The sequence below is a fragment of the Streptomyces phaeolivaceus genome (assembly GCF_009184865.1).
Lineage (GTDB): Bacteria > Actinomycetota > Actinomycetes > Streptomycetales > Streptomycetaceae > Streptomyces > Streptomyces phaeolivaceus.
The window spans coordinates 6,589,191-6,614,262 of sequence record NZ_CP045096.1 but is presented as its reverse complement, the minus strand read 5'-3'; the positions used below and the strand labels follow the sequence as shown (position 1 = coordinate 6,614,262).

Annotated in this window: 36 protein-coding genes; 3 read left to right on the top strand and 33 right to left on the bottom strand. The window is 68.1% G+C overall.

Going from position 1 to position 25,072, the window contains the following annotated elements:
* The first annotated feature begins 83 nt into the window (after window positions 1–83).
* Entirely contained in the window at window positions 84–992 is a 909-nt protein-coding gene (locus F9278_RS30770) for a hypothetical protein (RefSeq protein ID WP_193241705.1), read from the top strand.
* Between the two features lie 24 nt (window positions 993–1,016).
* Here F9278_RS30770 and truA read toward each other — a convergent pair whose 3' ends face one another.
* The 32 genes from truA to F9278_RS30605 all read right to left on the bottom strand — a co-directional run bounded on the left by truA (window position 1,017) and on the right by F9278_RS30605 (window position 19,532).
* The gene (gene truA / locus F9278_RS30765; RefSeq protein ID WP_152171204.1) at window positions 1,017–1,880 is read right to left on the bottom strand and encodes a tRNA pseudouridine(38-40) synthase TruA; all 864 of its coding nucleotides are present in this window, start codon (window positions 1,878–1,880) and stop codon (window positions 1,017–1,019) included.
* Window positions 1,881–1,948: 68 nt separating this feature from the next.
* Window positions 1,949–2,452 carry a 50S ribosomal protein L17 gene (gene rplQ, locus F9278_RS30760; protein ID WP_152171203.1) on the bottom strand — a complete coding sequence of 168 codons (504 nt, stop codon included), beginning with the start codon at window positions 2,450–2,452 and terminating at the stop codon, window positions 1,949–1,951.
* Window positions 2,453–2,641: 189 nt separating this feature from the next.
* On the bottom strand, window positions 2,642–3,664 hold the full coding sequence (locus F9278_RS30755) for a DNA-directed RNA polymerase subunit alpha (protein WP_003966937.1): 1,023 nt from the start codon (window positions 3,662–3,664) through the stop codon (window positions 2,642–2,644).
* 138 nt (window positions 3,665–3,802) lie between these two features.
* Window positions 3,803–4,207 carry a 30S ribosomal protein S11 gene (rpsK, locus tag F9278_RS30750; RefSeq protein WP_003956432.1) on the bottom strand — a complete coding sequence of 135 codons (405 nt, stop codon included), beginning with the start codon at window positions 4,205–4,207 and terminating at the stop codon, window positions 3,803–3,805.
* 70 nt (window positions 4,208–4,277) lie between these two features.
* Complete coding sequence (rpsM, locus tag F9278_RS30745) at window positions 4,278–4,658, bottom strand: 30S ribosomal protein S13 (protein ID WP_005481202.1); 381 nt, start codon at window positions 4,656–4,658, stop codon at window positions 4,278–4,280.
* Window positions 4,659–4,861: 203 nt separating this feature from the next.
* Window positions 4,862–4,975 carry a 50S ribosomal protein L36 gene (rpmJ, locus tag F9278_RS30740; protein ID WP_003998809.1) on the bottom strand — a complete coding sequence of 38 codons (114 nt, stop codon included), beginning with the start codon at window positions 4,973–4,975 and terminating at the stop codon, window positions 4,862–4,864.
* A 29-nt stretch (window positions 4,976–5,004) separates the two neighbouring features.
* Window positions 5,005–5,226, bottom strand: coding sequence for a translation initiation factor IF-1 (gene infA, locus F9278_RS30735; protein WP_003948620.1), 222 nt, complete (start codon window positions 5,224–5,226; stop codon window positions 5,005–5,007).
* Window positions 5,227–5,453: 227 nt separating this feature from the next.
* Entirely contained in the window at window positions 5,454–6,290 is an 837-nt protein-coding gene (gene map / locus F9278_RS30730) for a type I methionyl aminopeptidase (RefSeq protein WP_152171202.1), read from the bottom strand.
* Between the two features lie 110 nt (window positions 6,291–6,400).
* On the bottom strand, window positions 6,401–7,063 hold the full coding sequence (locus F9278_RS30725) for an adenylate kinase (protein WP_152171201.1): 663 nt from the start codon (window positions 7,061–7,063) through the stop codon (window positions 6,401–6,403).
* Window positions 7,063–8,376 (bottom strand): preprotein translocase subunit SecY, encoded by a 1,314-nt coding sequence (gene secY / locus F9278_RS30720; RefSeq protein WP_152171200.1) that lies wholly within the window; start codon window positions 8,374–8,376, stop codon window positions 7,063–7,065. Before secY ends, F9278_RS30725 begins: the two co-directional genes overlap by 1 nt.
* A gap of 242 nt (window positions 8,377–8,618) precedes the next feature.
* The gene (rplO, locus tag F9278_RS30715; RefSeq protein ID WP_059079051.1) at window positions 8,619–9,074 is read right to left on the bottom strand and encodes a 50S ribosomal protein L15; all 456 of its coding nucleotides are present in this window, start codon (window positions 9,072–9,074) and stop codon (window positions 8,619–8,621) included.
* A gap of 2 nt (window positions 9,075–9,076) precedes the next feature.
* On the bottom strand, window positions 9,077–9,259 hold the full coding sequence (gene rpmD, locus F9278_RS30710) for a 50S ribosomal protein L30 (protein ID WP_003974250.1): 183 nt from the start codon (window positions 9,257–9,259) through the stop codon (window positions 9,077–9,079).
* A 2-nt stretch (window positions 9,260–9,261) separates the two neighbouring features.
* A complete protein-coding gene (rpsE, locus tag F9278_RS30705) occupies window positions 9,262–9,867 on the bottom strand; it encodes a 30S ribosomal protein S5 (protein WP_003992370.1) in 606 nt (201 codons plus the stop codon).
* Window positions 9,868–9,906: 39 nt separating this feature from the next.
* Window positions 9,907–10,290: a 50S ribosomal protein L18 gene (gene rplR / locus F9278_RS30700; RefSeq protein WP_005481210.1), complete on the bottom strand. Its 384-nt coding sequence runs from the start codon at window positions 10,288–10,290 to the stop codon at window positions 9,907–9,909.
* Window positions 10,291–10,293: 3 nt separating this feature from the next.
* Complete coding sequence (gene rplF / locus F9278_RS30695; protein WP_152171199.1) at window positions 10,294–10,833, bottom strand: 50S ribosomal protein L6; 540 nt, start codon at window positions 10,831–10,833, stop codon at window positions 10,294–10,296.
* Between the two features lie 24 nt (window positions 10,834–10,857).
* A complete protein-coding gene (rpsH, locus tag F9278_RS30690; protein ID WP_013001411.1) occupies window positions 10,858–11,256 on the bottom strand; it encodes a 30S ribosomal protein S8 in 399 nt (132 codons plus the stop codon).
* A 213-nt stretch (window positions 11,257–11,469) separates the two neighbouring features.
* Window positions 11,470–11,655, bottom strand: coding sequence for a type Z 30S ribosomal protein S14 (locus tag F9278_RS30680; RefSeq protein WP_003948630.1), 186 nt, complete (start codon window positions 11,653–11,655; stop codon window positions 11,470–11,472).
* Between the two features lie 5 nt (window positions 11,656–11,660).
* Complete coding sequence (gene rplE / locus F9278_RS30675; RefSeq protein WP_005481216.1) at window positions 11,661–12,218, bottom strand: 50S ribosomal protein L5; 558 nt, start codon at window positions 12,216–12,218, stop codon at window positions 11,661–11,663.
* On the bottom strand, window positions 12,218–12,541 hold the full coding sequence (gene rplX / locus F9278_RS30670) for a 50S ribosomal protein L24 (protein ID WP_013001412.1): 324 nt from the start codon (window positions 12,539–12,541) through the stop codon (window positions 12,218–12,220). Before rplX ends, rplE begins: the two co-directional genes overlap by 1 nt.
* A gap of 2 nt (window positions 12,542–12,543) precedes the next feature.
* Window positions 12,544–12,912, bottom strand: a complete 369-nt coding sequence (gene rplN, locus F9278_RS30665) for a 50S ribosomal protein L14 (RefSeq protein ID WP_003992364.1) — start codon at window positions 12,910–12,912, stop codon at window positions 12,544–12,546.
* Between the two features lie 99 nt (window positions 12,913–13,011).
* Complete coding sequence (gene rpsQ, locus F9278_RS30660; protein WP_023587024.1) at window positions 13,012–13,299, bottom strand: 30S ribosomal protein S17; 288 nt, start codon at window positions 13,297–13,299, stop codon at window positions 13,012–13,014.
* Window positions 13,299–13,523, bottom strand: coding sequence for a 50S ribosomal protein L29 (gene rpmC, locus F9278_RS30655; RefSeq protein ID WP_059079052.1), 225 nt, complete (start codon window positions 13,521–13,523; stop codon window positions 13,299–13,301). The genes rpsQ and rpmC overlap by 1 nt, the downstream gene beginning before the upstream one ends.
* The gene (rplP, locus tag F9278_RS30650) at window positions 13,523–13,942 is read right to left on the bottom strand and encodes a 50S ribosomal protein L16 (protein WP_004927269.1); all 420 of its coding nucleotides are present in this window, start codon (window positions 13,940–13,942) and stop codon (window positions 13,523–13,525) included. Before rplP ends, rpmC begins: the two co-directional genes overlap by 1 nt.
* Window positions 13,943–13,947: 5 nt before the next feature.
* Window positions 13,948–14,790, bottom strand: a complete 843-nt coding sequence (gene rpsC / locus F9278_RS30645; RefSeq protein ID WP_152171198.1) for a 30S ribosomal protein S3 — start codon at window positions 14,788–14,790, stop codon at window positions 13,948–13,950.
* Window positions 14,790–15,137 (bottom strand): 50S ribosomal protein L22, encoded by a 348-nt coding sequence (rplV, locus tag F9278_RS30640; protein WP_152171197.1) that lies wholly within the window; start codon window positions 15,135–15,137, stop codon window positions 14,790–14,792. The genes rpsC and rplV overlap by 1 nt, the downstream gene beginning before the upstream one ends.
* 41 nt (window positions 15,138–15,178) lie before the next feature.
* Window positions 15,179–15,460, bottom strand: coding sequence for a 30S ribosomal protein S19 (gene rpsS, locus F9278_RS30635; protein ID WP_013001415.1), 282 nt, complete (start codon window positions 15,458–15,460; stop codon window positions 15,179–15,181).
* Window positions 15,461–15,472: 12 nt separating this feature from the next.
* The gene (gene rplB / locus F9278_RS30630; protein WP_152171196.1) at window positions 15,473–16,309 is read right to left on the bottom strand and encodes a 50S ribosomal protein L2; all 837 of its coding nucleotides are present in this window, start codon (window positions 16,307–16,309) and stop codon (window positions 15,473–15,475) included.
* Window positions 16,310–16,347: 38 nt separating this feature from the next.
* The gene (gene rplW, locus F9278_RS30625) at window positions 16,348–16,767 is read right to left on the bottom strand and encodes a 50S ribosomal protein L23 (protein ID WP_152171195.1); all 420 of its coding nucleotides are present in this window, start codon (window positions 16,765–16,767) and stop codon (window positions 16,348–16,350) included.
* Window positions 16,767–17,426, bottom strand: coding sequence for a 50S ribosomal protein L4 (gene rplD, locus F9278_RS30620; RefSeq protein ID WP_152171194.1), 660 nt, complete (start codon window positions 17,424–17,426; stop codon window positions 16,767–16,769). The genes rplW and rplD overlap by 1 nt, the downstream gene beginning before the upstream one ends.
* Before the next feature lie 7 nt (window positions 17,427–17,433).
* Window positions 17,434–18,078, bottom strand: a complete 645-nt coding sequence (gene rplC / locus F9278_RS30615) for a 50S ribosomal protein L3 (RefSeq protein ID WP_005481233.1) — start codon at window positions 18,076–18,078, stop codon at window positions 17,434–17,436.
* Window positions 18,079–18,095: 17 nt separating this feature from the next.
* Window positions 18,096–18,404, bottom strand: a complete 309-nt coding sequence (gene rpsJ, locus F9278_RS30610; RefSeq protein WP_003948644.1) for a 30S ribosomal protein S10 — start codon at window positions 18,402–18,404, stop codon at window positions 18,096–18,098.
* Between the two features lie 411 nt (window positions 18,405–18,815).
* Window positions 18,816–19,532: a YoaK family protein gene (locus tag F9278_RS30605; RefSeq protein WP_152171193.1), complete on the bottom strand. Its 717-nt coding sequence runs from the start codon at window positions 19,530–19,532 to the stop codon at window positions 18,816–18,818.
* 112 nt (window positions 19,533–19,644) lie between these two features.
* On the opposite strand from F9278_RS30605, the gene F9278_RS30600 reads away from it, so the two are divergent.
* A complete protein-coding gene (locus tag F9278_RS30600; protein WP_152171192.1) occupies window positions 19,645–21,339 on the top strand; it encodes an RNA ligase family protein in 1,695 nt (564 codons plus the stop codon).
* A gap of 32 nt (window positions 21,340–21,371) precedes the next feature.
* Window positions 21,372–24,188 carry a poly(A) polymerase gene (locus F9278_RS30595; protein WP_152171191.1) on the top strand — a complete coding sequence of 939 codons (2,817 nt, stop codon included), beginning with the start codon at window positions 21,372–21,374 and terminating at the stop codon, window positions 24,186–24,188.
* Window positions 24,189–24,193: 5 nt separating this feature from the next.
* Here the strand turns inward: F9278_RS30595 and F9278_RS30590 are convergent, their stop codons facing one another.
* A complete protein-coding gene (locus tag F9278_RS30590; protein WP_152171190.1) occupies window positions 24,194–25,021 on the bottom strand; it encodes a hypothetical protein in 828 nt (275 codons plus the stop codon).
* Window positions 25,022–25,072 lie beyond the last annotated feature (51 nt).

The window sequence follows — 25,072 nt, the reverse complement described above, 5'->3', positions numbered from 1 at the left end:
ACCGCGACAAGCCACGCCCCAGCCGGATCCGGCGTGACCCATAACTGAAGAAGGCCTCCCCTCGCCCGTCTAAACTGCGCCCCATGAGCTTTGGGCAGGGGGGGTCTCAGTGGAGCCCCGGGGGTTCCCACAATCCGTGGGACAATCAGTGGAATTCCACCAGTAACCAGACCCCGGACTGGGCGTCACTCGCCGAGCAGTCCGAAACACGCAACAGGCGCCGCAGACTCCTGCTGATCGTCGGCGGCGCCCTCGCCACGGTCGGCATAGGTGTCGCCGTGGCCGTCGCCGTCGTCAACACCGACAACGGCAACGGCAACGGCAACGGCAACGGCAACACCACGGCGAACGGCCCGAACGACCTCCCGGCCACGGCGGACATACCGAGCGCCAGCGCCAAGACGGCCCCGTCGTTCGCACCGACCACGGCACCGCCACCGCTGGACCCGAAGGAGTTCATCTCCAGCTCGGGCAAGGACAAGGCGCCGATCAGCCCGGACATCCTCTTCCCGGGCTCCCAGCTGACCAAGCGCGAGGGCGTCGTCTACCGCAAGGGCGCGACAGCCTCGACGAAGGACTGCGCCTCGGCCGTCCAGGGCACCCTCGACAAGCTGCTGACCGGCAACGACTGCACCCGCTTCATGCGTGTGACCTACGTCCGGGAGAAGGTCGCGGTCACGGTCGGCGTCGCCCTGTTCGACACCGAGGCGAAGGCGACCAAGGTCAAGGAGGACTGGGACAAGAAGAGCACCATCGTCTCCCTCTCCGGTGACGGCGTCCCCACCTTCTGCCGGACGACGGTGTGCCGTACGACCGCCAACTCCTACGGCCGCTACGCCTACTTCACCCTCTCCGGCTTCACCGACGGCAAGGACGTGACCGAGAAGGACAAGGCCGTCTTCACCGCCGGCGACGACCTCGGCGGGTCCACCTACGAACAGATCCACCGCCGGGGCGAGACCCAGGCGGCAGCCGCGGCCAACGGCCAGTAGCCCGCGTCCCTCCCCGACCCGGGGTCAGCAGCAGCCGGCCCCGGGTGCCCCCGGCAGACTCCGTCGGTTCCGCGCCTCCTTGTTCCGCGCGGCCAGCAGTTCGTCGGCCGGGTACCCGACCTCCTCCAGGGTCAGCCCGTGCGGCCGTACGACATGCACGGCGGAGTCCCGCACCCCGGCGGCCAGCACCTTCCCGGGCCACTCGGGCCCCCGGTGCCCGTCCCCCACGAACAGCAGCGCCCCGATCAGCGACCGCACCATGTTGTGGCAGAACGCGTCGGCCCGCACGGTCGCGGTGATCACCCCGTCGTCCCCGCGCACCAGGCTCAGCTCCTGGAGCGTACGGATGGTGGTGGCCCCCTCCCGCCGCTTGCAGTAGGCCGCGAAGTCGTGCTCCCCGAGCAACCGCTCGGCGGCCTCGTTCATGGCGTCCACGTCGAGCGGCCAGTCGTGCCACAGCACATGACCGCGCAGCAACGGATCGACGCCCCCGGGGTTGTCCGTCACCCGGTACGCGTACCGCCGCCAGACGGCCGAGAACCGGGCGTCGAAGCCACTGGGCGCCTCCCGCAGGGCCCAGACCCGTACGTCCCTGGAGAGCCGCCCGGCGAGCCGCTTGAGCAGCTTCCCGTGGTGCTCGTCCCAGACCTCCCGAGGCAGGTCGACATGCGCCACCTGCCCCCGCGCGTGCACCCCCGCGTCGGTCCGCCCCGCCACGGTCAGCTCATACGTCTCCCGCGACCGCGTCACGGTCCGCAGCGCGTCCTCGATCTCCCCCTGCACGGTCCGCCGTCCCCCGGCCTGCTTGGCCCACCCGGAGAACTCGCTCCCGTCGTACGACAGATCCAACCGGACACGAACATGCCCGTCCGCCGCTTCCTCACTCACGCACAAATCCTCTCAGGTACAGAAAAGCGGGCCCGCTCCTCGAAAGGAACGGGCCCGCTTCAGAACGCTTACGCGTCCTTCGACTCCTCGGCAGCCTCATCGGCGGCGTCGTCAGCCTTGGTGGTGTCGACCTTGGTCTCGGCGACCTCGGCGGCATCCTGCGCGGCACGCTTGGTGGCGGCCTCGGCCTCACCCGTGGCCTGCTGCGCGACCGTCAGCGCCTCGACCAGCTCGATGACAGCCATGGGCGCGTTGTCGCCACGACGGTTACCGATCTTGGTGATACGGGTGTAGCCACCCGGACGGTTCTCGTACCGCGGGCCGATCTCGGTGAAGAGCGTGTGCACGACGCTCTTGTCCGTGATGACCTGGAGCACCTGGCGGCGGTTGTGAAGGTCGCCCCTCTTCGCCTTGGTGACCAGACGCTCGGCGTACGGCCGCAGACGACGGGCCTTCGCCTCGGTGGTGGTGATGCGACCGTGCTCGAAGAGGCTCTTCGCGAGGTTCGCGAGCAGCAGCTTCTCGTGCGCGGCACTGCCGCCCAGACGGGCACCCTTGGTGGGCTTCGGCATGGTGTTTCTCCTAGGTGTCTGCCCCGGCCGTATCAGGTACCGGGGTCAGTATCCGAGCGGGCGGATGCCCGTCGAAGATCCGGAGCCCTTTCCGACTCCGGAAAACCCGCGCCCCGTAAGGGGCGCGGGGAACTGCGCGACCAGCCACACACGGCCCGCGGTCAAGATCCTGCAGTCGAACCCGAGCTCTTAGTACTGCTCGGTCTCGACGAAGCCCGCGTCCGCGTCGTCATCGGCCCCGAACGCATCGGCGGCAGCCGTGGGGTCGAATCCGGGCGGGCTGTCCTTCAGGGCCAGGCCCATGCCGGCCAGCTTCGCCTTGACCTCGTCGATCGACTTCGCACCGAAGTTACGAATGTCGAGCAGGTCCGCCTCGGAGCGCGCGACCAGCTCACCCACGGAGTGGATGCCCTCACGCTTGAGGCAGTTGTACGACCGAACGGTGAGCTCCAGCTCCTCGATCGGCAGCGCCAGATCGGCGGCGAGCGCGGCGTCCGTCGGGGACGGACCCATGTCGATGCCCTCGGCGTCGATGTTCAGCTCACGGGCGAGACCGAACAGCTCGACCAGCGTCTTACCGGCGGAGGCCATGGCGTCACGGGGACGCATCGCCTGCTTGGTCTCGACGTCGACGATCAGCTTGTCGAAGTCGGTGCGCTGCTCGACACGCGTGGCCTCGACCTTGTACGTGACCTTGAGAACCGGCGAGTAGATCGAGTCGACCGGGATGCGCCCGATCTCCTGACCGACCTGCTTGTTCTGCACGGCGGAGACATAACCGCGGCCACGCTCGACCGTCAGCTCCATCTCCAGCTTGCCCTTGCCGTTGAGCGTGGCGAGGACGAGGTCGGGGTTGTGCACCTCGACACCGGCCGGGGGCGCGATGTCGGCGGCGGTGACCAGACCCGGACCCTGCTTGCGCAGGTACATGACCACAGGCTCGTCGTGCTCACTGCTCACGACCAGCTGCTTGATGTTGAGGATCAGGTCGGTGACGTCCTCCTTGACGCCCGGCACGGTGGTGAACTCGTGCAGGACACCGTCGATCCGGATGCTGGTGACGGCGGCACCGGGGATCGACGACAGGAGCGTACGACGGAGGCTGTTGCCGAGGGTGTAACCGAAGCCCGGCTCCAGCGGCTCGATCACGAACCGGGAGCGGAATTCGTCGACGACCTCTTCGGTCAACGAGGGACGCTGAGCGATCAGCATGTGGTGAGTCCTTCAGTCATGGGCACCCACTATTTGATGCCCTTGAGTACTACCAAGGGTACGGGCGGTACGCCCCGTAAGAGCCGTACCGCCCGAAAACCTCAGACCAAGCGGCCTGCGTCGGAGATCTGTGGAAGATCAGACGCGGCGGCGCTTGGGCGGACGGCAGCCGTTGTGCGGGGTGGGCGTGACGTCCTGGATGGAGCCGACCTCGAGACCGGTCGCCTGGAGCGAACGGATGGCCGTCTCACGACCCGAACCCGGGCCCTTGACGAACACGTCGACCTTGCGCATGCCGTGCTCCTGCGCGCGACGGGCGGCCGACTCGGCGGCCATCTGCGCGGCGAACGGCGTGGACTTCCGGGAGCCCTTGAAGCCGACGTGGCCGGCGGAGGCCCAGGAGATCACGTTGCCCGAGGGGTCCGTGATCGACACGATGGTGTTGTTGAACGTGCTCTTGATGTGCGCGTGGCCGTGAGCGACGTTCTTCTTTTCCTTGCGGCGCACCTTCTTGGCAGCGCCCTGACGACCCTTGGGGGGCATCTACAAACTCCTACGGGGAGGTGGTCGGTCCTACAGCGAAGACCGCTGATGAAGCGTTGTCCGCTGAGGACTACTTCTTGCCCGGCTTCTTCTTACCGGCGATGGCGCGACGCGGGCCCTTGCGGGTGCGGGCGTTCGTGCTGGTGCGCTGACCGCGGACGGGCAGACCACGACGGTGACGGAGACCCTGGTAGCAGCCGATCTCCACCTTGCGGCGGATGTCGGCCTGGACCTCGCGACGGAGGTCACCCTCGGTCTTGATGTTGTTGTCCACGTACTCGCGGATCGCGACGAGCTGCTCCTCGGAGAGGTCGCGGACGCGGGTGTCGGGGTTGACGCCGGTCGCTGCCAGCGTCTCCTGGGAGAGGGTCCGGCCGATGCCGAACACGTAGGTGAGGGCGACCTCCACGCGCTTGTCGCGCGGGATGTCAACACCGGAAACGCGTGCCATTCAATGGCTCCTGGTGATTGTCGGAGGTCTTCCACAGAACCGCCCCCCGGCCGCCGTACCAGGTACGAACCGGGTCCCCGGCCTCCGAGCCGGGGGTGTCAGGCACGCGAGAAGAACGTGCCTGGGTCCTGCGTATGAACAAATTCAGCTCGCGTCGCGCGAATCTCTGCGATGTCGATGCAGAGGGAGTGGTCGAACGTGCGTCAGCCCTGGCGCTGCTTGTGGCGCGGGTTCTCGCAGATGACCATGACCCGACCGTGACGGCGGATCACCCTGCACTTGTCGCAGATCTTCTTGACGCTCGGCTTGACCTTCATGGGATCGAGGTTCTCCGGGTCAGAGGGATCTACTTGTAGCGGTAGACGATCCGGCCACGGGTCAGGTCGTACGGAGACAACTCCACCACGACCCGGTCGTCAGGGAGGATGCGGATGTAGTGCATACGCATCTTGCCGCTGATGTGTGCCAGGACCTGGTGGCCGTTCTGGAGCTCGACCTTGAACATGGCGTTCGGAAGAGACTCGACGACAGTGCCCTCGATCTCGATGGCACCTTGCTTCTTGGCCACGCTTCGCCCTTCGAATCGACTACCTTGATCGACTCCGGGTAACCGAATGAGGACATACGGAAACACGAGAGCCGACGAGTCAGTCTACGTCAGGGCCCCCAGAAACACGAATTCGGTATGCATGCCCAAGGCTGAAGATCCTTACGCCGCCCCGCAGGAGCGCCCTGAAAGGGGCGCGGGGAACTGCGCGACCAGCCCCCACCGAACCCGCACCCGGCAACGAACCCTCAGCCCACCGGATCAGGAGCCGCGGCGATCCCGAACTCCGCCAGCTTGGCCTTGCCCCCATCAGGCGCGGTGAGCACCAACGGCCCCGCCTCGGTCAACGCCACCGAGTGCTCCCAGTGCGAGGACCACGTCCCGTCCGTGCTCACCACGGTCCAGTCGTCCGCGAGGACCTCGGTCTTCGGCGTCCCCAGGGACACCATCGGCTCGATCGCGAGGCAGAACCCGGGCACCAGCTTCGGCCCCTTGCCCCGGCGCCGCTCGACGTAGTTCAGCAGATGCGGGTCCATGTGCATCTCGGTCCCGATGCCGTGGCCGCCGTAGTCCTCGACGATCCCGTACTTCCCGCCGCCCGGCTTCGGCTGCCGGCGGATGTACGTCTCGATGGCCCGCGACACGTCGACCAGGCGGTTGCCGACCTTCATGGCGGCGATCCCGGCCCACATGGACTCCTCGGTCACCCGGGACAGCTCGATCAGCTCCGGAGCGTGACCGGACCCCACGAACGCGGTGTAGGCGGCGTCGCCGTGCCAGCCGTCGATGATCGCGCCGCAGTCGATGGAGATGATGTCGCCGTCCTTCAGGACGACCTCGTCGCTCGGGATCCCATGGACCACGACCTCGTTCACCGACGTGCAGATCGTCGCCGGGAAGCCGCCGTACCCGAGGAAGTTCGACTTCGCCCCGTGCTCCGCGAGCACCTTGCGGGCGACCTCGTCGAGATCCTTCGTGGAGGCGCCCGGCACGGCGGCCTCCCGGGTGGCCGCGTGAATCGCGGCGACGACCAGCCCCGCCTCGCGCATCTTGGCGATCTGCTCGGGGCTCTTGATCTGCACCATGGGGGCCTGCGCTCTCCGTCTTCCGTGACTGCGTACTCGAAAACTGCCTACACAACAGTACGGCCGCGGCACCCTTCCCGGGCACCGCGGCCTACGTACCGACCGACGACCTACTTGTCGTCGTCCTCGCGCTTGAGCGCCTCCATGGCGCGCGTGGTGACTTCCTCCACCGGGCCGAGCGCCGAGATCGTCACCACGAGGCCCTGCGCCTTGTAGTAGTCGATGATCGGCTCGGTCTGGGTGTGGTAGACCTCCAGGCGCTTGCGCACGGTCTCCTCGGAGTCGTCGTCACGCTGGTACAGCTCGCCGCCGCAGACGTCGCAGACGCCCTCCTGCTTCGGCTTCTTGTACGTGACGTGGAAGACGTGGGCGGAGTCGTTCCGGCAGATGCGCCGGCCCGCGATCCGCTTGACGACCTCCTCCTCGGGGACCTCCAGGTCCAGCACCGCGTCCAGGTTCATGGACTCTTCCTGGAGCGTGACGTCCAACGCCTCGGCCTGCGAGACGTTGCGCGGGAAGCCGTCGAGCAGGAAGCCGTGTTCGGCGTCCGGCTGCTCCATGCGGTCCTTGGCCATCGCGATCGTGACCTCGTCCGGCACCAGCTCGCCCTTGTCCATGTAGGACTTCGCGAGTTTGCCGAGCTCCGTCTGCTTGCTGATGTTGGCCCGGAACAGGTCGCCCGTGGAGATGTGCGGGATCGACAGGTTCTGGGCGAGGAACGCGGCCTGCGTTCCCTTACCGGCACCCGGCGGCCCGACGAGGACGATACGCATCAGCGGAGGAACCCTTCGTAATTGCGCTGCTGGAGCTGGCTCTCGATCTGCTTCACCGTCTCCAGTCCCACACCCACGATGATCAGGATGCTGGTACCGCCGAACGGGAAGTTCTGGTTCGCCCCGAGGGGCGCCAACGCCATTGTCGGTACGAGAGCGATCAGACCCAGGTACAGCGAACCCGGCCAGGTGATCCGGTTGAGTACGTAGCTCAGGTACTCAGCGGTCGGTCGGCCAGCCCGGATGCCCGGGATGAAGCCACCATACTTCTTCATGTTGTCCGCGACTTCCTCGGGGTTGAACGAGATGGCCACGTAGAAGAAAGCGAAGAAGATGATGAGGAAGAAGTAGATCGTGATATGCGCCGGTGCGTCCGTGGGGACCAGGTTTGAGTTGATCCAACTCGCCCAGCCCGCCGTGGAGTTGGAGAACTGCACGATAAGTGCCGGAATGTAGAGCAGCGACGAGGCGAAGATCACAGGGATGATGCCCGCCTGGTTGACCTTCAACGGAATGTAGGTCGAAGTGCCACCGTAGGACCGGCGGCCGATCATCCGCTTCGCGTACTGGACCGGGATGCGGCGCTGGGCCTGCTCGACGAAGACCACCAGAGCGACCATGACCAGGCCGACGGCGATGACAATGGCGAACTCGATCCAGCCGCCCGCCAGGTCGCCCTGCTCCTTGATCGCCCACAGCGCGGACGGGAAGGTGGCGGCGATCGAGATGAACATCAGGATCGACATGCCGTTGCCGATGCCGCGGTCGGTGATCAGCTCACCGAGCCACATGACGACGGCCGTACCGGCGGTCATGGTGACGACCATGACCATGGTAGTGAAGATCGACTGGTCGGGGACGATCAGGCCGGCCTGCGCACAGCCGCTGAACAGCGAGCCGCTGCGGGCGGTGGCGACGAGACCGGTGCCCTGAAGGACAGCCAGGGCAACCGTCAGATAACGCGTGTACTGAGTGATCTTCGCCGTACCGGCCTGCCCCTCCTTCTTCAGGGCTTCCAGACGCGGGATCACCACGGTCAGCAGCTGCAGAATGATGCTCGCCGTGATGTACGGCATGATGCCGAGCGCGAAGATCGTGATCTGCAGCAACGCGCCACCGCTGAACATGTTGACCAGACCGAAGAGACCCGAGTTGGTCTGGGCCTGATCGATGCAGAACTGGACGGCGGTGTAGTCGACACCCGGAATCGGCACATGCGTACCGATTCGATAGATCACGATGATGCCGAGCGTGAAGAGCAGCTTCTTGCGCAGGTCGGGCGTCTTGAACGCCCGGGCGAACGCGGTGAGCACGGTGCCTCCTGCGACCCCCGCGCTACTGCGTCAAGGGTGACGGTTTTGAGATTCTGATGAGGACGACTTACGTAACGTTTAACTGCCGCGTCGAGTGCCCCGTTCGGGGTCCCCTGTGAAAACGGACAGTGCAGGCCACCTTACCGGCGGGACTGCCTCCCTAGGAACGACCAACCGGGGATACCCCATTTGTGGGGTATCCCCGGTCGGGATCGCTCAAGTCATCGAGACACCTGGTGTGTTCAGACGAGCTCGGTGACAGTACCGCCGGCGGCGGTGATCTTCTCCTTGGCGGAGCCGGAGACGGCGTCGACCGTCACCTGCAGCGCCACGGAGATCTCGCCCTGGCCGAGGACCTTGACGAGGCTGTTCTTGCGGACGGCACCCTTGGCGACCAGGTCGGCAACGGTGACCTCCCCACCCTCGGGGTAGAGGGCGGCGAGCTTGTCCAGGTTCACCACCTGGAACTCCGTCTTGAAGGGGTTCTTGAAGCCCTTCAGCTTCGGGAGACGCATGTGGAGGGGCATCTGGCCACCCTCGAAGCGCTCCGGAACCTGGTAGCGGGCCTTCGTACCCTTGGTACCACGACCGGCCGTCTTACCCTTCGACGCCTCACCACGACCGACACGGGTCTTCGCGGTCTTGGCACCGGGGGCGGGACGAAGGTTGTGGATCTTGAGCGGGTTGTTCTCCGCCATGATCAGTCGACCTCCTCGACCGTCACGAGGTGGCGGACGGTGTGCACCATGCCGCGGAACTCGGGGCGGTCCTCCTTGACGACCTGCGTGTTGATGCCCTTGAGACCAAGGGAACGCAGGGTGTCACGGTGGTTCTGCTTGCTGCCGATGTAGGACTTGACCTGCGTAATCTTGAGCTGCGCCATGATTACGCACCCGCCCCGGCACGTGCACGGAGAAGAGCCGCGGGAGCGACGTCCTCGAGGGGCAGACCGCGGCGGGCCGCGATCTCCTCGGGACGCTGCAGACCCTTCAGGGCCGCCACGGTCGCGTGCACGATGTTGATCGCGTTGTCGGAGCCGAGCGACTTCGACAGCACGTCGTGGATACCGGCGCACTCGAGCACGGCACGCACCGGGCCACCGGCGATAACACCGGTACCGGGGGACGCGGGCTTGAGCAGAACGACGCCGGCAGCCTTCTCACCCTGGATCGGGTGCGGGATGGTGCCCTGGATACGGGGGACCTTGAAGAAGTGCTTCTTGGCCTCTTCAACACCCTTGGCGATCGCGGCCGGCACCTCCTTGGCCTTGCCGTAGCCGACACCGACGGTGCCATCGCCATCGCCCACCACGACGAGCGCAGTGAAGCTGAAGCGACGACCACCCTTCACAACCTTGGCGACGCGGTTGATCGCGACTACGCGCTCAACGTACGCGGTCTTCTCGGCGGCAGCTGCGCCGCCGTCACGGCCCTTCCGGTCCCGCCGCTCGCCGCCACCGGCACCGCCACCGCGGCGCTGGGGTCCAGCCATTGGATTTACCTCTCTCTTTCCGCTAGCTACGCAGCGAGCTCAGAACTTGAGCCCGGCCTCGCGGGCGGCGTCGGCCAGGGCCGCGATGCGACCCGCATACCGGTTACCACCACGGTCGAACACGACGGCCTCGACACCGGCGGCCTTGGCACGCTCGGCGACCAGGGCGCCGACCTTGCCGGCCTGCGCCGACTTGTCTTCCGAAGCACCACGGATCGACGAGTCCAGGGTGGACGCCGACGCAAGGGTGTGCCCCTTGAGGTCGTCGATCACCTGGGCCACGATGTGGCGGTTCGAGCGGGTCACGACCAGGCGGGGACGCTCAGCCGTACCGTTGACCTTCTTACGGATCCGGATGTGGCGACGCTTGATGGCAGCACGCTTGTAAGCGTCGCCCTTAGCGATCTTCGTACCGTATGCCATGGCTTACTTACCCGCCTTTCCGACCTTGCGGCGGATGACTTCGCCCTCGTACTTGACGCCCTTGGCCTTGTACGGGTCGGGCTTGCGCAGCTTGCGGATGTTGGCCGCAACCTCGCCGACCTTCTGCTTGTCGATGCCCTCGACCGAGAACCGGGTGGGGTTCTCCACCTTGAAGGTGATGCCCTCGGGCGCCTCGACGGTGATCGGGTGGCTGTAGCCGAGCGCGAACTCGAGGTTCGAGCCCTTGGCCTGTACGCGGTAACCGACACCGCTGATTTCGAGCTTCTTCACGTAACCCGTGGTCACGCCGGTGATCATGTTCGCCACCAGCGTGCGGGACAGGCCGTGCAGGGCCTTGTTCTGACGCTCGTCGTTGGGGCGGGTGACGTTGAGAACGCCGTCCTCACCCTTGGCGATGTCGATCGGCGAAGCGACGGTGTGGGTCAGCGAGCCCTTGGGGCCCTTGACCAAAACCGTACGGCCGTCGATGGTGACGTCCACGCCGGCGGGAACCGTGATGGGGAGCTTGCCAATGCGCGACATAGCTGTTTCCTCCGTTCCCTTCCGCTACCAGACGTAGGCGAGAACTTCTCCGCCTACGCCCTTCTTGCCGGCCTGCTTGTCGGTGAGGAGCCCGTGGGACGTGGAGATGATCGCCACGCCGAGGCCGCCCAGCACCTTGGGCAGGGAGGTGGACTTCGCGTAAACCCGGAGACCGGGCTTGGAGATCCGCTTGATGCCCGCGATGGAGCGCTCACGGTTCGGGCCGAACTTCAGCTCGAGGACGAGGTTCTTGCCGACCTCGGCGTCCTCGACCTTCCAGCCCGTGATGAAGCCCTCCTGCTGGAGGATCTCCGCGATGTGAGACTTGATCTTCGATGCCGGCATCGTCACGGAGTCGTGGTATGCCGAGTTCGCGTTCCGCAGACGCGTAAGCATGTCTGCGATCGGATCAGTCATGGTCATGAATTGGCCTTCGGCCTCTCTCGCCGGGGTTTCCTGTATGCGCCATCCCTCTCCCCACTCGGTGGCGGGACGGGTGCGGTGCGGGGACCTACGGCGTAGTAAGTCGTACGGGCTACCGTCAGGCGCCCAACCCTCCAAGCCTAAGCCATGGATGGGTGGGCGCCTGACACGCCCAGTGCTTACCGAGAGCTTCGGGAGTCCCTGAAGTGGGGACTACCAGGAGCTCTTGGTCACGCCCGGCAGCTCGCCACGGTGAGCCATCTCACGAAGGCACACGCGGCACAGGCCGAACTTGCGGTACACGGAGTGGGGACGGCCGCAGCGCTGGCAGCGCGTGTAGCCACGCACACCGAACTTGGGCTTGCGAGCAGCCTTCGCGATCAGAGCCTTCTTCGCCATCTCGCTCACGCCTCCTTGAAGGGGAAGCCGAGGTGACGGAGGAGCGCGCGGCCCTCAGCGTCGTTGGTCGCCGTGGTCACCACGGTGATGTCCATGCCCCGGGTACGGTCGATCTTGTCCTGGTCGATCTCGTGGAACATGACCTGCTCGGTGAGACCGAAGGTGTAGTTGCCACGGCCGTCGAACTGCTTGGGGGACAGACCGCGGAAGTCGCGGATGCGCGGAAGCGCGAGCGACAGGGTGCGGTCGAGGAACTCCCACATGCGGTCGCCACGAAGCGTGACGTGGGCACCGATCGGCTGGCCCTCACGCAGCTTGAACTGCGCGATGGACTTACGGGCCTTGGTGACGGCCGGCTTCTGACCGGTGATCGTGGTGAGGTCGCGGATGGCGCCCTCGATCAGCTTGGAGTCGCGGGCGGCGTCGCCCACACCCATGTTGACCACGATCTTGACGAGGCCCGGGGTCTGCATGACGTTCTCGTAGGAGAACTCCTCCTGCAGCTTGCCCGCGATCTCCTCGCGGTACTTCGTCTTGAGACGCGGAGTCGTGGTGGTAGCCATCAGATGTCCTCACCCGTCCGCTTGGCAACGCGAACCTTGTTGCCCTCGTCGTCGAAGCGGTAGCCGACACGCGTGACGACCTTCTTGCCGTCCTTCTCCACGACCAGCTGGACGTTGGAGACGTGGATCGGCGCCTCGACGGTGACGATGCCACCGGCCTGCGAACCCTTGGCGGTCGGGCCGGCCTTGGTGTGCTTCTTGACCCGGTTGACACCCTCGACCAGGACGCGGTCCTCACGGGGGAAGGCCGCGATGACCTTGCCCTGCTTGCCCTTGTCCTTACCGGTGATGACCTGGACCAGGTCGCCCTTCTTGATCTTCATGCTTACAGCACCTCCGGCGCGAGCGAGATGATCTTCATGAACTTCTTCTCGCGCAGCTCCCGGCCCACCGGGCCGAAGATACGGGTGCCACGAGGGTCGCCGTCGTTCTTGAGAATGACGGCGGCGTTCTCGTCGAAGCGGATGTACGAGCCGTCCGGACGGCGGCGCTCCTTGACGGTGCGAACGATGACCGCCTTGATGACGTCACCCTTCTTCACGTTGCCGCCGGGGATCGCGTCCTTGACGGTGGCGACGATGACGTCACCGATGCCCGCGTAGCGGCGACCGGAGCCACCGAGCACACGGATGCAAAGGATCTCCTTCGCACCAGTGTTGTCGGCGACACGCAGTCGCGACTCCTGCTGGATCACGTCTATCTCCTGATTGTCTGCCGGTTCCCGGCAGGGGCCTCATGTACGAGGCCCCTGCCGAGCCTGGCGGAACTGACCTGCGGATGTACCCCGCAGGAATTACTTGGCCTTCTCGAGGATCTCGACGATGCGCCAGTGCTTCGTGGCGGACAGCGGCCGGGTCTCCATGAGGAGGACACGGTCGCCGACGCCGGCGGCGTTCTGCTCGTCGTGCGCCTTGAGCTTGCTCGTGCTGCGGATGACCTTGCCGTACAGGGCGTGCTTCTTGCGGTCCTCGACGGCGACGACGACGGTCTTGTCCATCTTGTCGCTGACGACGATGCCCTCACGGGTCTTGCGGAATCCGCGCGCCTCGGTGTTGGTCTCAGTCACGTTGTTCTCGCTCATCAGGCGTTCTCCACCGTCTCGATGCCCAGCTCACGCTCGCGCATCAGGGTGTAGATCCGCGCGATGTCCTTGCGGACCGCCTTCAGACGGCCATGGTTCTCAAGCTGTCCGGTCGCCGCCTGGAAGCGGAGATTGAACAGCTCTTCCTTGGCCTCGCGGAGCTTGTTCAGAAGCTCCTCGTTGCCCAGCTCGCGCAGCTCGGACGCCTTGGTACCGGCCGACATCACGCTTCACCTGCCTCGCGCTTGACGATCCGGCACTTCATCGGCAGCTTGTGAGCGGCGCGAGTCAGAGCCTCACGGGCGATCTTCTCGTTCGGGTAGGACAGCTCGAACATCACCCGACCCGGGTGAACGTTCGCGATCCACCACTCCGGCGAACCCTTACCGGAACCCATGCGGGTCTCGGCAGGCTTCTTCGTGAGCGGGCGGTCCGGGTAGATGTTGATCCAGACCTTGCCGCCACGCTTGATGTGGCGGGTCATGGCGATACGGGCCGCCTCGATCTGGCGGTTGGTCACGTACGCCGGCGTGAGGGCCTGAATGCCGTACTCGCCGAACGCGACCGTCGTGCCGCCCTTGGCCTGGCCACGGCGCTTCGGGTGGTGCTGCTTGCGGTGCTTGACCCTACGGGGGATCAGCATGTCCCTCAGGCCTCCGTTCCGGTGCTCTCAGCCGGAGCCGACGCGGCAGCGGCGCCCGAAGACTCAGTCTTGGGGGCCTCGGCGCCGGCAGCCTGCTGCGGCTTACGACCGCGACCGCCACGCTCGCCACCGCGGCCACCACGGCCGGCCGGGCGGTCAGCGCCGCCACGGGCCGGGCGGTTGCCGGCGCGGGCAGCGGCGTTCTCGGCGCGGACCTCGGCGATGTTCTTGACGTCGCCCTTGTAGATCCAGACCTTCACACCGATGCGGCCGAAGGTCGTCTTGGCCTCGAAGAAGCCGTAGTCGACGTTCGCGCGGAGCGTGTGCAGGGGCACACGGCCCTCGCGGTAGAACTCCGAGCGGGACATCTCGGCGCCACCGAGGCGGCCACCGCACTGGATCTTGATGCCCTTGGCGCCGGCCTTCATGGCGGACTGCATGCTCTTGCGCATGGCCCGACGGAAGGAGACGCGGGAGGACAGCTGCTCGGCGACGGCCTGGGCCACCAGCTGAGCGTCCGTCTCCGGGTTCTTGACCTCGAGGATGTTGAGCTGGACCTGCTTGCCGGTCAGCTTCTCCAGGTCGCCGCGGATACGGTCGGCCTCGGCGCCGCGGCGGCCGATGACGATGCCCGGACGCGCGGTGTGGATGTCGACGCGGACGCGGTCACGGGTGCGCTCGATCTCCACCTTGGAGATACCGGCGCGCTCCATGCCGGACGTCATCATCCGACGGATGGCGACGTCTTCCTTGACGTAGTCCTTGTACAGCTTGTCGGCGTACCAACGCGACTTGAAGTCGGTCGTGACACCGAGCCGGAACCCATGCGGGTTTACCTTCTGGCCCATTACCGGGTTCCTTCCTTGCTGCTGACGACCACGGTGATGTGGCTGGTCCGCTTGCGGATCCGGTAGGCACGGCCCTGAGCACGCGGACGGAACCGCTTCAGGGTCGGACCCTCGTCGACGTACGCCTCGCTGATGAACAGCGAAGTGGCGTCCGTGTGGTCGTAGTTGTGCGCGGCGTTGGCGATGGCGCTGTCAAGCACCTTGCCGACCGGCACGCTCGCGGCCTGCGGGGCGAAACGCAGGACCGCCTGAGCCTCCGTGGCGTCGAGGCCACGGATGAGGTCCACCACGCGGCGGGCCTTCATGGGCGTGACGCGGATGTACCGCGCCTGGGCCCTGGCTTCCATGGTTGTCCTTCCAGTGTCTGTCATGGTCATTCCACCCCGCGTTAGCGGCGCTTCGACTTCCGGTCGTCCTTGACGTGACCCCGGAAGGTGCGCGTCGGCGAGAACTCGCCGAGCTTGTGGCCGACCATCGACTCGGTGACGAACACCGGAATGTGGGTCTTGCCGTTGTGCACCGCGATCGTGTGGCCGAGCATGGCCGGGATGATCATCGAGCGACGGGACCAGGTCTTGATGACGTTCTTGGTGCCGGCTTCGTTCTGTACGTCCACCTTCTTGATGAGGTGTCCGTCGACGAAGGGCCCCTTCTTGAGACTGCGCGGCATCTAAACCCGCTCCTAGCGCTTCTTGTTCGTCTTGCGGCGGCGGACGATGTACTTGCTCGAAGCCTTCTTCGGCGAGCGAGTACGACCCTCCTTCTGACCCCAGGGGCTGACCGGGTGGCGACCACCGGAGGTCTTGCCCTCACCACCACCGTGGGGGTGGTCAACCGGGTTCATCGCCACACCGCGAACGGTCGGGCGGACGCCCAGCCAGCGCTTGCGGCCGGCCTTGCCCCAGTTGATGTTGCTCTGCTCGGCGTTGCCGACCTCGCCGACGGTGGCGCGGCAGCGCACGTCGACCAGGCGGATCTCACCGGACGGCATGCGGAGGTGGGCGTAGGCGCCCTCCTTCGCGAGCAGCTGCACGGAGGTACCGGCGGAGCGGGCGAACTTGGCGCCGCCACCGGGACGGAGCTCGATCGCGTGGATCGTGGTACCGACCGGGATGTTGCGGAGCGCCAGGTTGTTGCCCGGCTTGATGTCGGCCCCGGGACCGTTCTCCACGCGGTCGCCCTGCTGCAGGTTGCGCGGGGCGAGGATGTAGCGCTTCTCGCCGTCCGCGTAGTGCAGCAGCGCGATGCGCGCGGTGCGGTTGGGGTCGTACTCGATGTGCGCGACCTTCGCCGGCACGCCGTCCTTGTCGTGACGACGGAAGTCGATGACACGGTAGGCGCGCTTGTGTCCGCCACCCTGGTGGCGAACGGTCACACGACCGGCGTTGTTACGGCCGCCCTTGCTGTGCAGCGGGCGGACCAGCGACTTCTCCGGCGTGGACCGCGTGATCTCGACGAAGTCGGCGACGCTGGAGCCACGACGGCCCGGCGTAGTCGGCTTGTACTTGCGGATTCCCATTTCTCAGTCCTCGTCCGATATCGGACGATCCGACCCGCTTACGCGGTCGGACCGCCGAAGATGTCGATACGGTCGCCCTCGGCAAGGGTCACGATGGCGCGCTTGGAGCCGGCACGCTGACCGAAACCGGTCTTGGTGCGCTTGCGCTTGCCGATGCGGTTGATCGTGTTGACCCCGGTGACCTTGACCGAGAAGACCGCCTGGACGGCCTGCTTGATCTGGGTCTTGTTGGCGCCGGGGGCGACGATGAAGGTGTACTTGCCCTCGTCGAGGAGCGCGTAGCTCTTCTCCGACACGACCGGCTTCAGCAGCACGTCACGGGGGTCCGTGAACGCCTTGCTGGGCGCGGTGACGACGGTGTTCTTGCCCTCGGTGGCGTGGCGCTTCGCCTTGGCGACGCGCGCGGCCTTGGCGGCCTTGGCCGCCTTGGAGGCGATGCTCGGGTGACGCGTAGCCATCAGGCCTCGCTCCCTTCGGTGTCGTTGGCCTTGTTCGGGCCGGACACGAAGGACTCCAGGGCACCCTGGGTGAAGACCACATCGTCGGAGACGATCACGTCGTACGTGTTCAGCTGGCCCGGCTCCAGGATGTGCACCTGGGGCAGGTTGCGGGCGGAGAGCCACGCGGCCTCGTCGGCGCGCTCGACGACCAGGAGCAGGTTCTTGCGCTCCGAGATCTTGCCGAACAGCGACTTGGCGGCCTTGGTGGAGGGGTTCTCGCCCTCGATCACGCCGGAGACGACGTGGATGCGGTTGTGACGGGCCCGGTCGGTGAGGGCGTGGCGCAGGGCCGCGGCCTTCATCTTCTTCGGGGTCCGCTGCGAGTAGTCACGCGGCTGCGGGCCGTGGACGACGCCACCGCCGGCGAACTGGGGCGCGCGGGTCGAGCCCTGACGGGCGCGGCCGGTGCCCTTCTGCCGGTAAGGCTTCTTACCGCCACCACGGACTTCGCCGCGGGTCTTGGTCTTGTGCGTGCCCTGACGGGCAGCCGCGTTCTGCGCGACGACGACCTGGTGGATCAGCGGGATGCTGACCTTCTCCACGCCGAAGATCTCCGCGGGGAGCTCGACGCTTCCGGTCTTCTCGCCTGCAGGCGAAAGGATGTCAACAGTGCTCATCGGTACCTCAGGCCCCCTTGGCCGCGGTGCGGACCAGGACGAGGCCGCCGTTCGGACCGGGGACGGCGCCCTTGATGAGCAGCAGACCCTTCTCCGCGTCAACGGCGTGGACGGTCAGGTTCTGGGTGGTGACCCGCTCGTTGCCCATGCGGCCCGCCATGCGGAGGCCCTTGAACACACGGCCCGGGGTGGCGCAGCCACCGATGGAACCGGGGGAGCGGTGCTTGCGCTGGGTGCCGTGACCGGCGCCGAGGCCCTTGAAGTTGTGACGCTTCATGACACCGGCGAAGCCCTTGCCCTTGCTCTTGCCGGTCACGTCCACCTTGACGCCGGCCTCGAAGACCTCGGCGGAGATCTCCTGGCCCAGCGTGTACTCGGAGGCGTCCGCGGTGCGGATCTCGACGAGGTGACGGCGGGGGGTGACGTCGGCCTTGGCGAAGTGACCCTTGAGGGGCTTGTTCACCTTGCGCGGGTCGATCTCGCCGAAGGCGATCTGGACCGACTCGTAGCCGTCGACATCGTTCGTACGGACCTGGGTCACGACGTTGGGGCCGGCCTTGACGACGGTGACCGGAACAACACGGTTGTTCTCGTCCCACACCTGCGTCATGCCGAGCTTCTCGCCCAGGATTCCCTTGATCTGCTTAGCCATTCTCAGATCACCGATCCCTAGAGCTTGATCTCGATGTCGACACCGGCCGGGAGGTCGAGTCGCATCAGAGAGTCAACGGTCTTGGGGGTCGGGTCGAGGATGTCGATCAGGCGCTTGTGCGTGCGCATCTCGAAGTGCTCGCGCGAGTCCTTGTACTTGTGCGGCGACTTGATGACGCAGTACACGTTCTTCTCAGTGGGCAGCGGCACCGGGCCCGCGACCGACGCACCAGTGCGGGTCACCGTCTCGACGATCTTCTTCGCCGAGGAGTCGATGACCTCGTGGTCGTAGGCCTTGAGCCGGATGCGGATCTTCTGTCCCGCCATGGCTACTCAGTAGTCCTTTGTCTCGTAACGCTCTGGAACCCGGTGTTCCTGACGTCTCACTCCGACCCACGCGGTCGGGCGTGTCGCGCTTTCACTGACACAGATGTCCCTTGTTCGAACATCCCTTGCCTGAGAAAGAGACTCACCGGGCGCCTGGTCTGTGCCGCACCTTGCTTCCCGAAAGATTCCCGTACGTCCGCCCCAGCGCTGCCATCTGACAGTTGGGGCGACGAGTACTGTGGGACTCGCTTCCGGTCCTCCCGGCGGGAGGCGCGCAGCATCAACACTCGACCGAGCAACCCCGCTAGTCTGCCATACGGCCCACCGGCTCCGCCAATCGAGCCGGAGAGATTACCCCGAGAGTGACGGAGGTCAAACCCGGCACTCGGGGGCGGGTGACCGCTCGGCTCCTCAGCCCGGCTCCGACGTACGCCGTCGCGGCGCCGCCCAGTGGGCCGTGCCCAGGAGCAGCACCAGCAGGGCGGGGAGCAGCAGGACGACCGCCGGGTGCACGTCCTCGTGGAGGAGCCAGGCGCCCAGCAGGCCTCCCGCGAACATCGCGCCGACCGAGGCGAGGCGGCGGCCCTCGTCGCCGGAGCGTGCCCCGACGCGGGTGTCGGGGAGCGGGGGCAGGCCGCTGAGGAAGGCGGTGAGGGCGCGGGTGGAGACCGTGGTGGGGACGTCCGCGACACGCGCCCGCAGGGTGGTGACATTGCGGACCCCCATGGCCGCGGCGACCAGGGCGACCACGGCGTAGTGCGGGTCCTCCGCCGGGAAGCCGGACATGTCGACGCCGCCGCGCCAGGCGACCAGGCCGCCGAGCCCCAGCAGCAGCGCCTCGACGATCAGCGCGGGCCCGAACCAGTCGCGGCCGTACGCGTCCACGCCCGACTCGAACCGGGAGCCGAGCACCGCGCCGACCGCGAACGCGGCGAACGAGACACCGGCAGCGGCCGGGGAGAGACCGGCGGCGCCGGTGAGCGCGAAGGAGAGGAAGAGCAGGTTCCCGGTCTGCACGGCGGTGAACACCGGTCCGAGCACGAGAAAGCTGACGGCCTCGATCATGCCGGTCGTCAGCGTGAGCGCCACCATGACCGAGGTGAGCCCGACGCCCGCTCTGGGCTTCATACCGGGACCCTAAGCGCCGGGTAATCCGCTCGCCCGTCACCGGCCCGCGCTCCTACGCTGATCAGGTTCGTCGGCTGTTCGGGTACGCCGGCCGGCACGGGGGACGTTCACGATGGGCACGACGCGTACGCACTATCCGCGGACCAGGCATCTGCCGTGGTCCCCGGGCGCCACCGCCGACGATCTGCGGGTCACCGATCTGTCCGGCCTGCGCGGTCGCGAGGTCGTGGTGACGGAGAAGCTCGACGGCGAGAACACCACGCTGTACGCCGACGGCGTGCACGCCCGCTCACTCGACTCCGCGCACCACCCCTCCCGTACCTGGGTCAAGGCGCTCCAGGCCCGTGTCGGCCACGCCGTGCCGGCGGGCTGGCGGGTGTGCGGGGAGAACATGTTCGCCCGGCACTCGCTCGCCTACGACGACCTGGACAGCTGGTTCTACGGCTTCTCGGTGTGGGACGGGGAGCGCCGCTGCCTGGACTGGGACCGGACGGTGGCCTTTCTGCGCGGTCTCGGGGTGCCCGTGCCGCGTGTGCTGTGGCGGGGCGTGTTCGACGAGCGGGCGCTGCGCGCGCTGCGGCTGGATCTCGGCCGCCAGGAGGGGTACGTCGTCCGGGTCGTGGACGGCTTCGACGCGCGGGAGTTCGGCGCGCGCGTCGCGAAGTGGGTGCGGGCCGGGCACGTACGGACGGACACGCACTGGATGCACGCGCCCGTGGTGGAGAACGGGCTGGGCGCGCGGGCGCCGCTGTGGGCCGTGCGCTCCGGCGCGCCCGCCGACGCCGACGCGCTGGCGGGGGCCGTGGGGCTGCCCGGGGAGGGCGACCGGGAAGCCGTGGCCCGCTTCGATCCGGCGGGGGCGACCGGGGACGACCGGCTCGTCGGTGTCCTGGCCGCGCTGCTGCACGGCCATGGCCGGGACGGCGGCCAGGGTGGCCGGCGGGCGCGGCTCGCGGCGCGGCTGGCCGGGGTCGTGGGCATGCCGCTCGCGCGCCGGGTCGCCGATCTGGTGGGGCTGCACCCCATGCTGCACCGGCCGTATCCGGACGAGGACCGCCGGGCGGGCCTGGCCCGGCTGTCCCTGGCCGCCGGTCTCGGTCCGCTGCACGCGGTGGCGCGGGCCACGGCGACGACGGACGAGGCGCGGGAGCAGGTGGAGTGGTCGGCGCTGCACGCGGAAGAGGTGGCGCCGCTGGACGAGGGCGCGTTGCGGGAGGCGTTCGCCGGGCTGTCGGCGGACGCGGCCGTCCGCTGCCGGGCGGAGGCGCGGGAGGCGTACGCGCGGGGGCGCGTCGGGGGTGTCGACGGGGCCGTCGCCGCGACCTGGCGCTGGCGGTCGGGGGCCTTCCCGAGGCTGGTCCAGCTGGTCGGCCCGGCGGGCAGCGGCAAGAGCGCGTTCGCACGGGGCCTCGGGGGCGTGGACACGTATGTCTCGTTGGACGAGCTGCGCGAGGCTCGCGGGGCGCGGGCCGATCAGCGGGCCAACGCGGACGTCCTGCGCGAGGGGCTCGACCGGCTGGACGGGGCGCTGGCCGCCGCCGGGACGACGGTCTGGGACGCCACCTCGCTCACGCATCGGCAGCGCTCGCTGGTGCACGCGGTCGCGCACCGCCGCAACGCCCTGATCACGCACGCCGTGGTCCTGGTCGCCGAGGACGAGCTGATCCGCCGCAACACCCGCCGTGAGCACGCGGTACCGCCCGAGGTGCTCACCGCGCAGCTGCGCCGCTTCGCCCCGCCGTACCCGGGGGACGCGCACCGCACCTGGTACGTCGGACCGAGCGGAACCATCGAGGACGAGGTCTGAGGACCAGGGCCGAGGAAGAAGGCTGAAGAACCATGCGGACGAGCGAGGAGATCTATCACCGGGTGCGCTGGGACACGCGCTTCGACCCGGCGCGCTTCGTGCTGGGCGTCCTCCAGCGGAACGCCGCGCCCAAGCGGGTCCCGCTGCCCGCGTTCGTGCCGGGCGGCGAGATCCCCTGGCACCGGGTGCTGTTCTTCGAGGCGGACGGCGAGGTGGTCTGGGACCGGGCCACGGGGGTGGACCGGATGGACGCGACGGAGGCGGGGCGGGTACGGGAGGCGCTCCTGCTCCGGGCGCCGTTCTTCACGGCGCGCACGCCGCACGCGTGGGACGGCGAGGGTTGGGCGCCCGCGCCCGGCTCACCGCGAGGGGCCGCCGCCGAGCCCGTCCGGGTGCTGACCTGGAACACCCTCTGGGACCGCTACGACGCCGATCTCATCGACACCGCCCGGCGCAGACCGTTGCTGCTGCGGGCCCTGCGGGCGGCCGACGCGGACGTGATCGCGTTGCAGGAGGTCGAGGCGGAGCTGCTGTCCCTACTGCTGCGCGAGCCGTGGCTGCGGGAGAGCTGGACACTGGGCACGGACCCGCGCGGGCGGGACGTCGACACATGCGGGCTGCTGCTCCTGAGCCGGTTGCCGGTCCGCGAGGCCGCGTTCCACGCGCTGGGCCCGCACAAGGCGGTGACGGCCGTGGTGGTGGAGACCGGCGTACGCCCCCTGGTCGTGGCGGCGACGCATCTGAGCAGCGACCACTCGGCCGACGGCTCGGGTCGCCGTACGGCCGAACTGTCCCGTATCGCCGAGGGATTGGCGGGCCTGGACGCCGATCTGCTCCTCCTCGGCGACTTCAACGACGGCGGCGACACCCCGCAGACGGCGCTGGGCATGCGGGACGCGTGGAGCGAGGCGCGCGGCCCGCAGGACATGACACCGACCTTCGACCCGCCCGCCAACCCGCTGGCCGCGATCTCGTCCCTGTCCGGACGGGCGTCGAGGCTGGACCGGGTTCTGTTGCGCGGGCGGGATCTCGGGGTGCGGTCGGCCGAGCTGTACGGGGACGCGCCCACGGCGGAGGGGCTGTACATCTCGGACCACTACGGGGTGCGGGTGGAGCTGGGGCCCGACACCCCGGACAGCGCCCCCGCCGGCCTCGACGTCAGGCCGACCGCCCGTACGGCGCTGGCGTGGCTGCCGCCCGAGGAGCTGTGGCCGCCGCTCCAGGACATCCGCCGGAAGCACGACCCTCGGATCGACCGCTGGCCCCCGCATGTGAACGTCCTCTTCGGCTTCGTACCGGAGCACGCGTTCGAGGAGGCGGCCACGGTGCTCGCGACGGCCGAGGTGGCTCCCTTCGACGCCCGGCTGGAGGGCGTGCACTGGTTCGGGCACCGGGACGACGCGACGGTGTGGCTGGACCCGGCGGCGGCCGGCGAGGGGCCCTGGGCCGAGCTGCACGACACCCTCGTACGCCGTTTCCCGCACTGTCGGGGCCGCCACGAGGGCTTCACCCCGCATCTGAGCCTGGGCCGCACCACCGACCCGAACACCCTGGCGGCGGCCTGCGCTGCCCGGCTCGGGCCCATGTCGGCGAAGGTCGGCGAGCTGGCCCTGCTGTCACGGCGCGGGGACGAGCCGATGCGGGTGAGGGGGACGGTGGCTCTGGGGACGGGAGAGGTGCGGTGGCGGGAGGAGGCCGCGCACCCCGGGCGTGAGGCCGCCGACACGGAACCGGCCGACCGGATCACCCGCCTCCTCACGGACGCGCTCCCCACCGGTGTCGTCCACGTGGTCGGTTCCCGGCGCATGGGCTGCGCGCTGCCCGGTGCGGATCTGGACCTGGTGGCGGCGCTGCCGGGGGTGGTCGAACTGGCCGCCGTACAGCTGGAGTTGAGGGAAGCGACGGGCGGGGCCGCGAACGTGCGCGAGGTGATCGGCGCACGCGTACCCGGTGTACGGCTGCGGCTGGACGGGCTGGATGTGGATCTGACGGTGGTGGCCACCGGGTCGATGGATCCGTCGGAGGCGGTGGCGCGGCGGGCCGAGCTGGGTGAGGCGGCGGCGATCGCGCTCAGCGCGGTGAGCGACGCGGAGGCGGTGCTCGCCTCGGCGGGCGGCCATGGTCCGGCGTTCGCACGGCTGGCCCGGGAGGTCAAGGCGTGGGCGAGGGCGCGGGGCCTGGACTCGGCACCGTTCGGCGGCCTGCCGGGCCTGGCGTGGTCGGTCCTGGCGGCCCGCACGGCGAGCGAGGCCGGTGACCTGCCACCGTCCGCCCTCCTCCGGCACTTCTTCGCGACCTGGGCGGCATGGGACTGGCGAGAGCCGGTGGGACCGCCCGGGGACGCCTCCGGTCCCCTCCCCCTCACCCTCACCCTCCCCCTCCCCCTCACCATCACGACCCCCTCGGCTCCGGTCCGCCCCTGCACGGACCAGGTGACGGCGGGTATGCGCGACCTGATCACCCAAGAGCTGTTCCGGGCCTGGGAGTTGCTGGAAGAGGGGAGCCCCCTGCCCGCCCTCCTCACCCCTCCCCCACTCCACCGCCGCCACGCCGCGTGGGCGATCGTGACGGTGGAGGGGGGCGCGGACGGAGCCACGGAAGCGGATCGGGGCCGGGTACGCGGCAGGATGCGGGCCCTGATCACGGACCTCGCTGACCTGTCCCCCGACTGCCACGCCTGGCCCCGCCCCTTCACCACGGCCCCGGGCCCCACGCGCTACGCCATCGGCCTGGGCCGAACCCCACCGACCGCGGCCGACCTGACCGCCGTGGCGGAGCGTCGGCTGCGCGGCTTGCCGGGAGTCACGCTGACAAAGGCCGAGGGCGGCGAGGTGCCGAGCCTGTACTGAGGCGGTCAGCGCACGTCGACGTAGGCCACCGGGCTGGTGGCGGTGCCGGTCGTGGTGTTGCCGTAGTACACCCAGCGGTAGAAGCCGTCGGCGGAGGCGTTGACCGTGGTCTTGAGGCCGCCGGTGCTGCTGGTGGTGACCTTCTTGACCGTCTTGAACGAGGTGGCGTCCGAGGCGCGGTACTGGAGGCTCACCGTACGGCCGCTGTAGCCGCCGTACTTCTTGGTGCTCCAGTTCGCCCGGGTCAGCTTGCCCGTGACCGTGATCTTCTTGCCCTTGGTGACCGTCTCCGGGGTGGCGCCCACGGTCGCCTTGGCCGCGCGCTTGAGCTGCACGGTCTTGGACCGGGTCTCGTACTCTTCGGTCTTGAGACCACCGCTGGCCTTCCACAGGCGCATCACGACGGCGGTCTTCCAGGTCGTGGCGGCGCTGTTGGTGTCGACCTGCTTCCGGCTCCAGTGCGGGTCGATGTGGAACTCGCCCTCGCATCGGGCGTGCCTGGCGTCGACCTCGAAGCAGGTGTAGATACCCGGGCCTATGTAGCCGGCCCCGGTGTCGACGGCCTTCCTCAGATCACCGCGGTAGGTGAAGGGATGCGCGGTGTAGCCGGAGGGGTTCGCGGTGCTGAGCCCGGCCGGCAAAGCGATGTTGAAGGTGACGGACGGCCGCACCTCCTTCGTCGTGCCCACCACAATCGGCTTGCCCTTGTTGATGACGATGTCCGACACGGTGATACCGGTGTCCGCCGCCTGAGCCGTCGGCGCGTTCAGCACCGAAAGCCCGAGCGCCCCCACGAGCGCGGCCACCGCGACGGTTCGTCTACCTGTCTTCATTCACACCTCTTCGAACAGATGCCCATATCCAGAGGCGGCAGAGTACCAAGG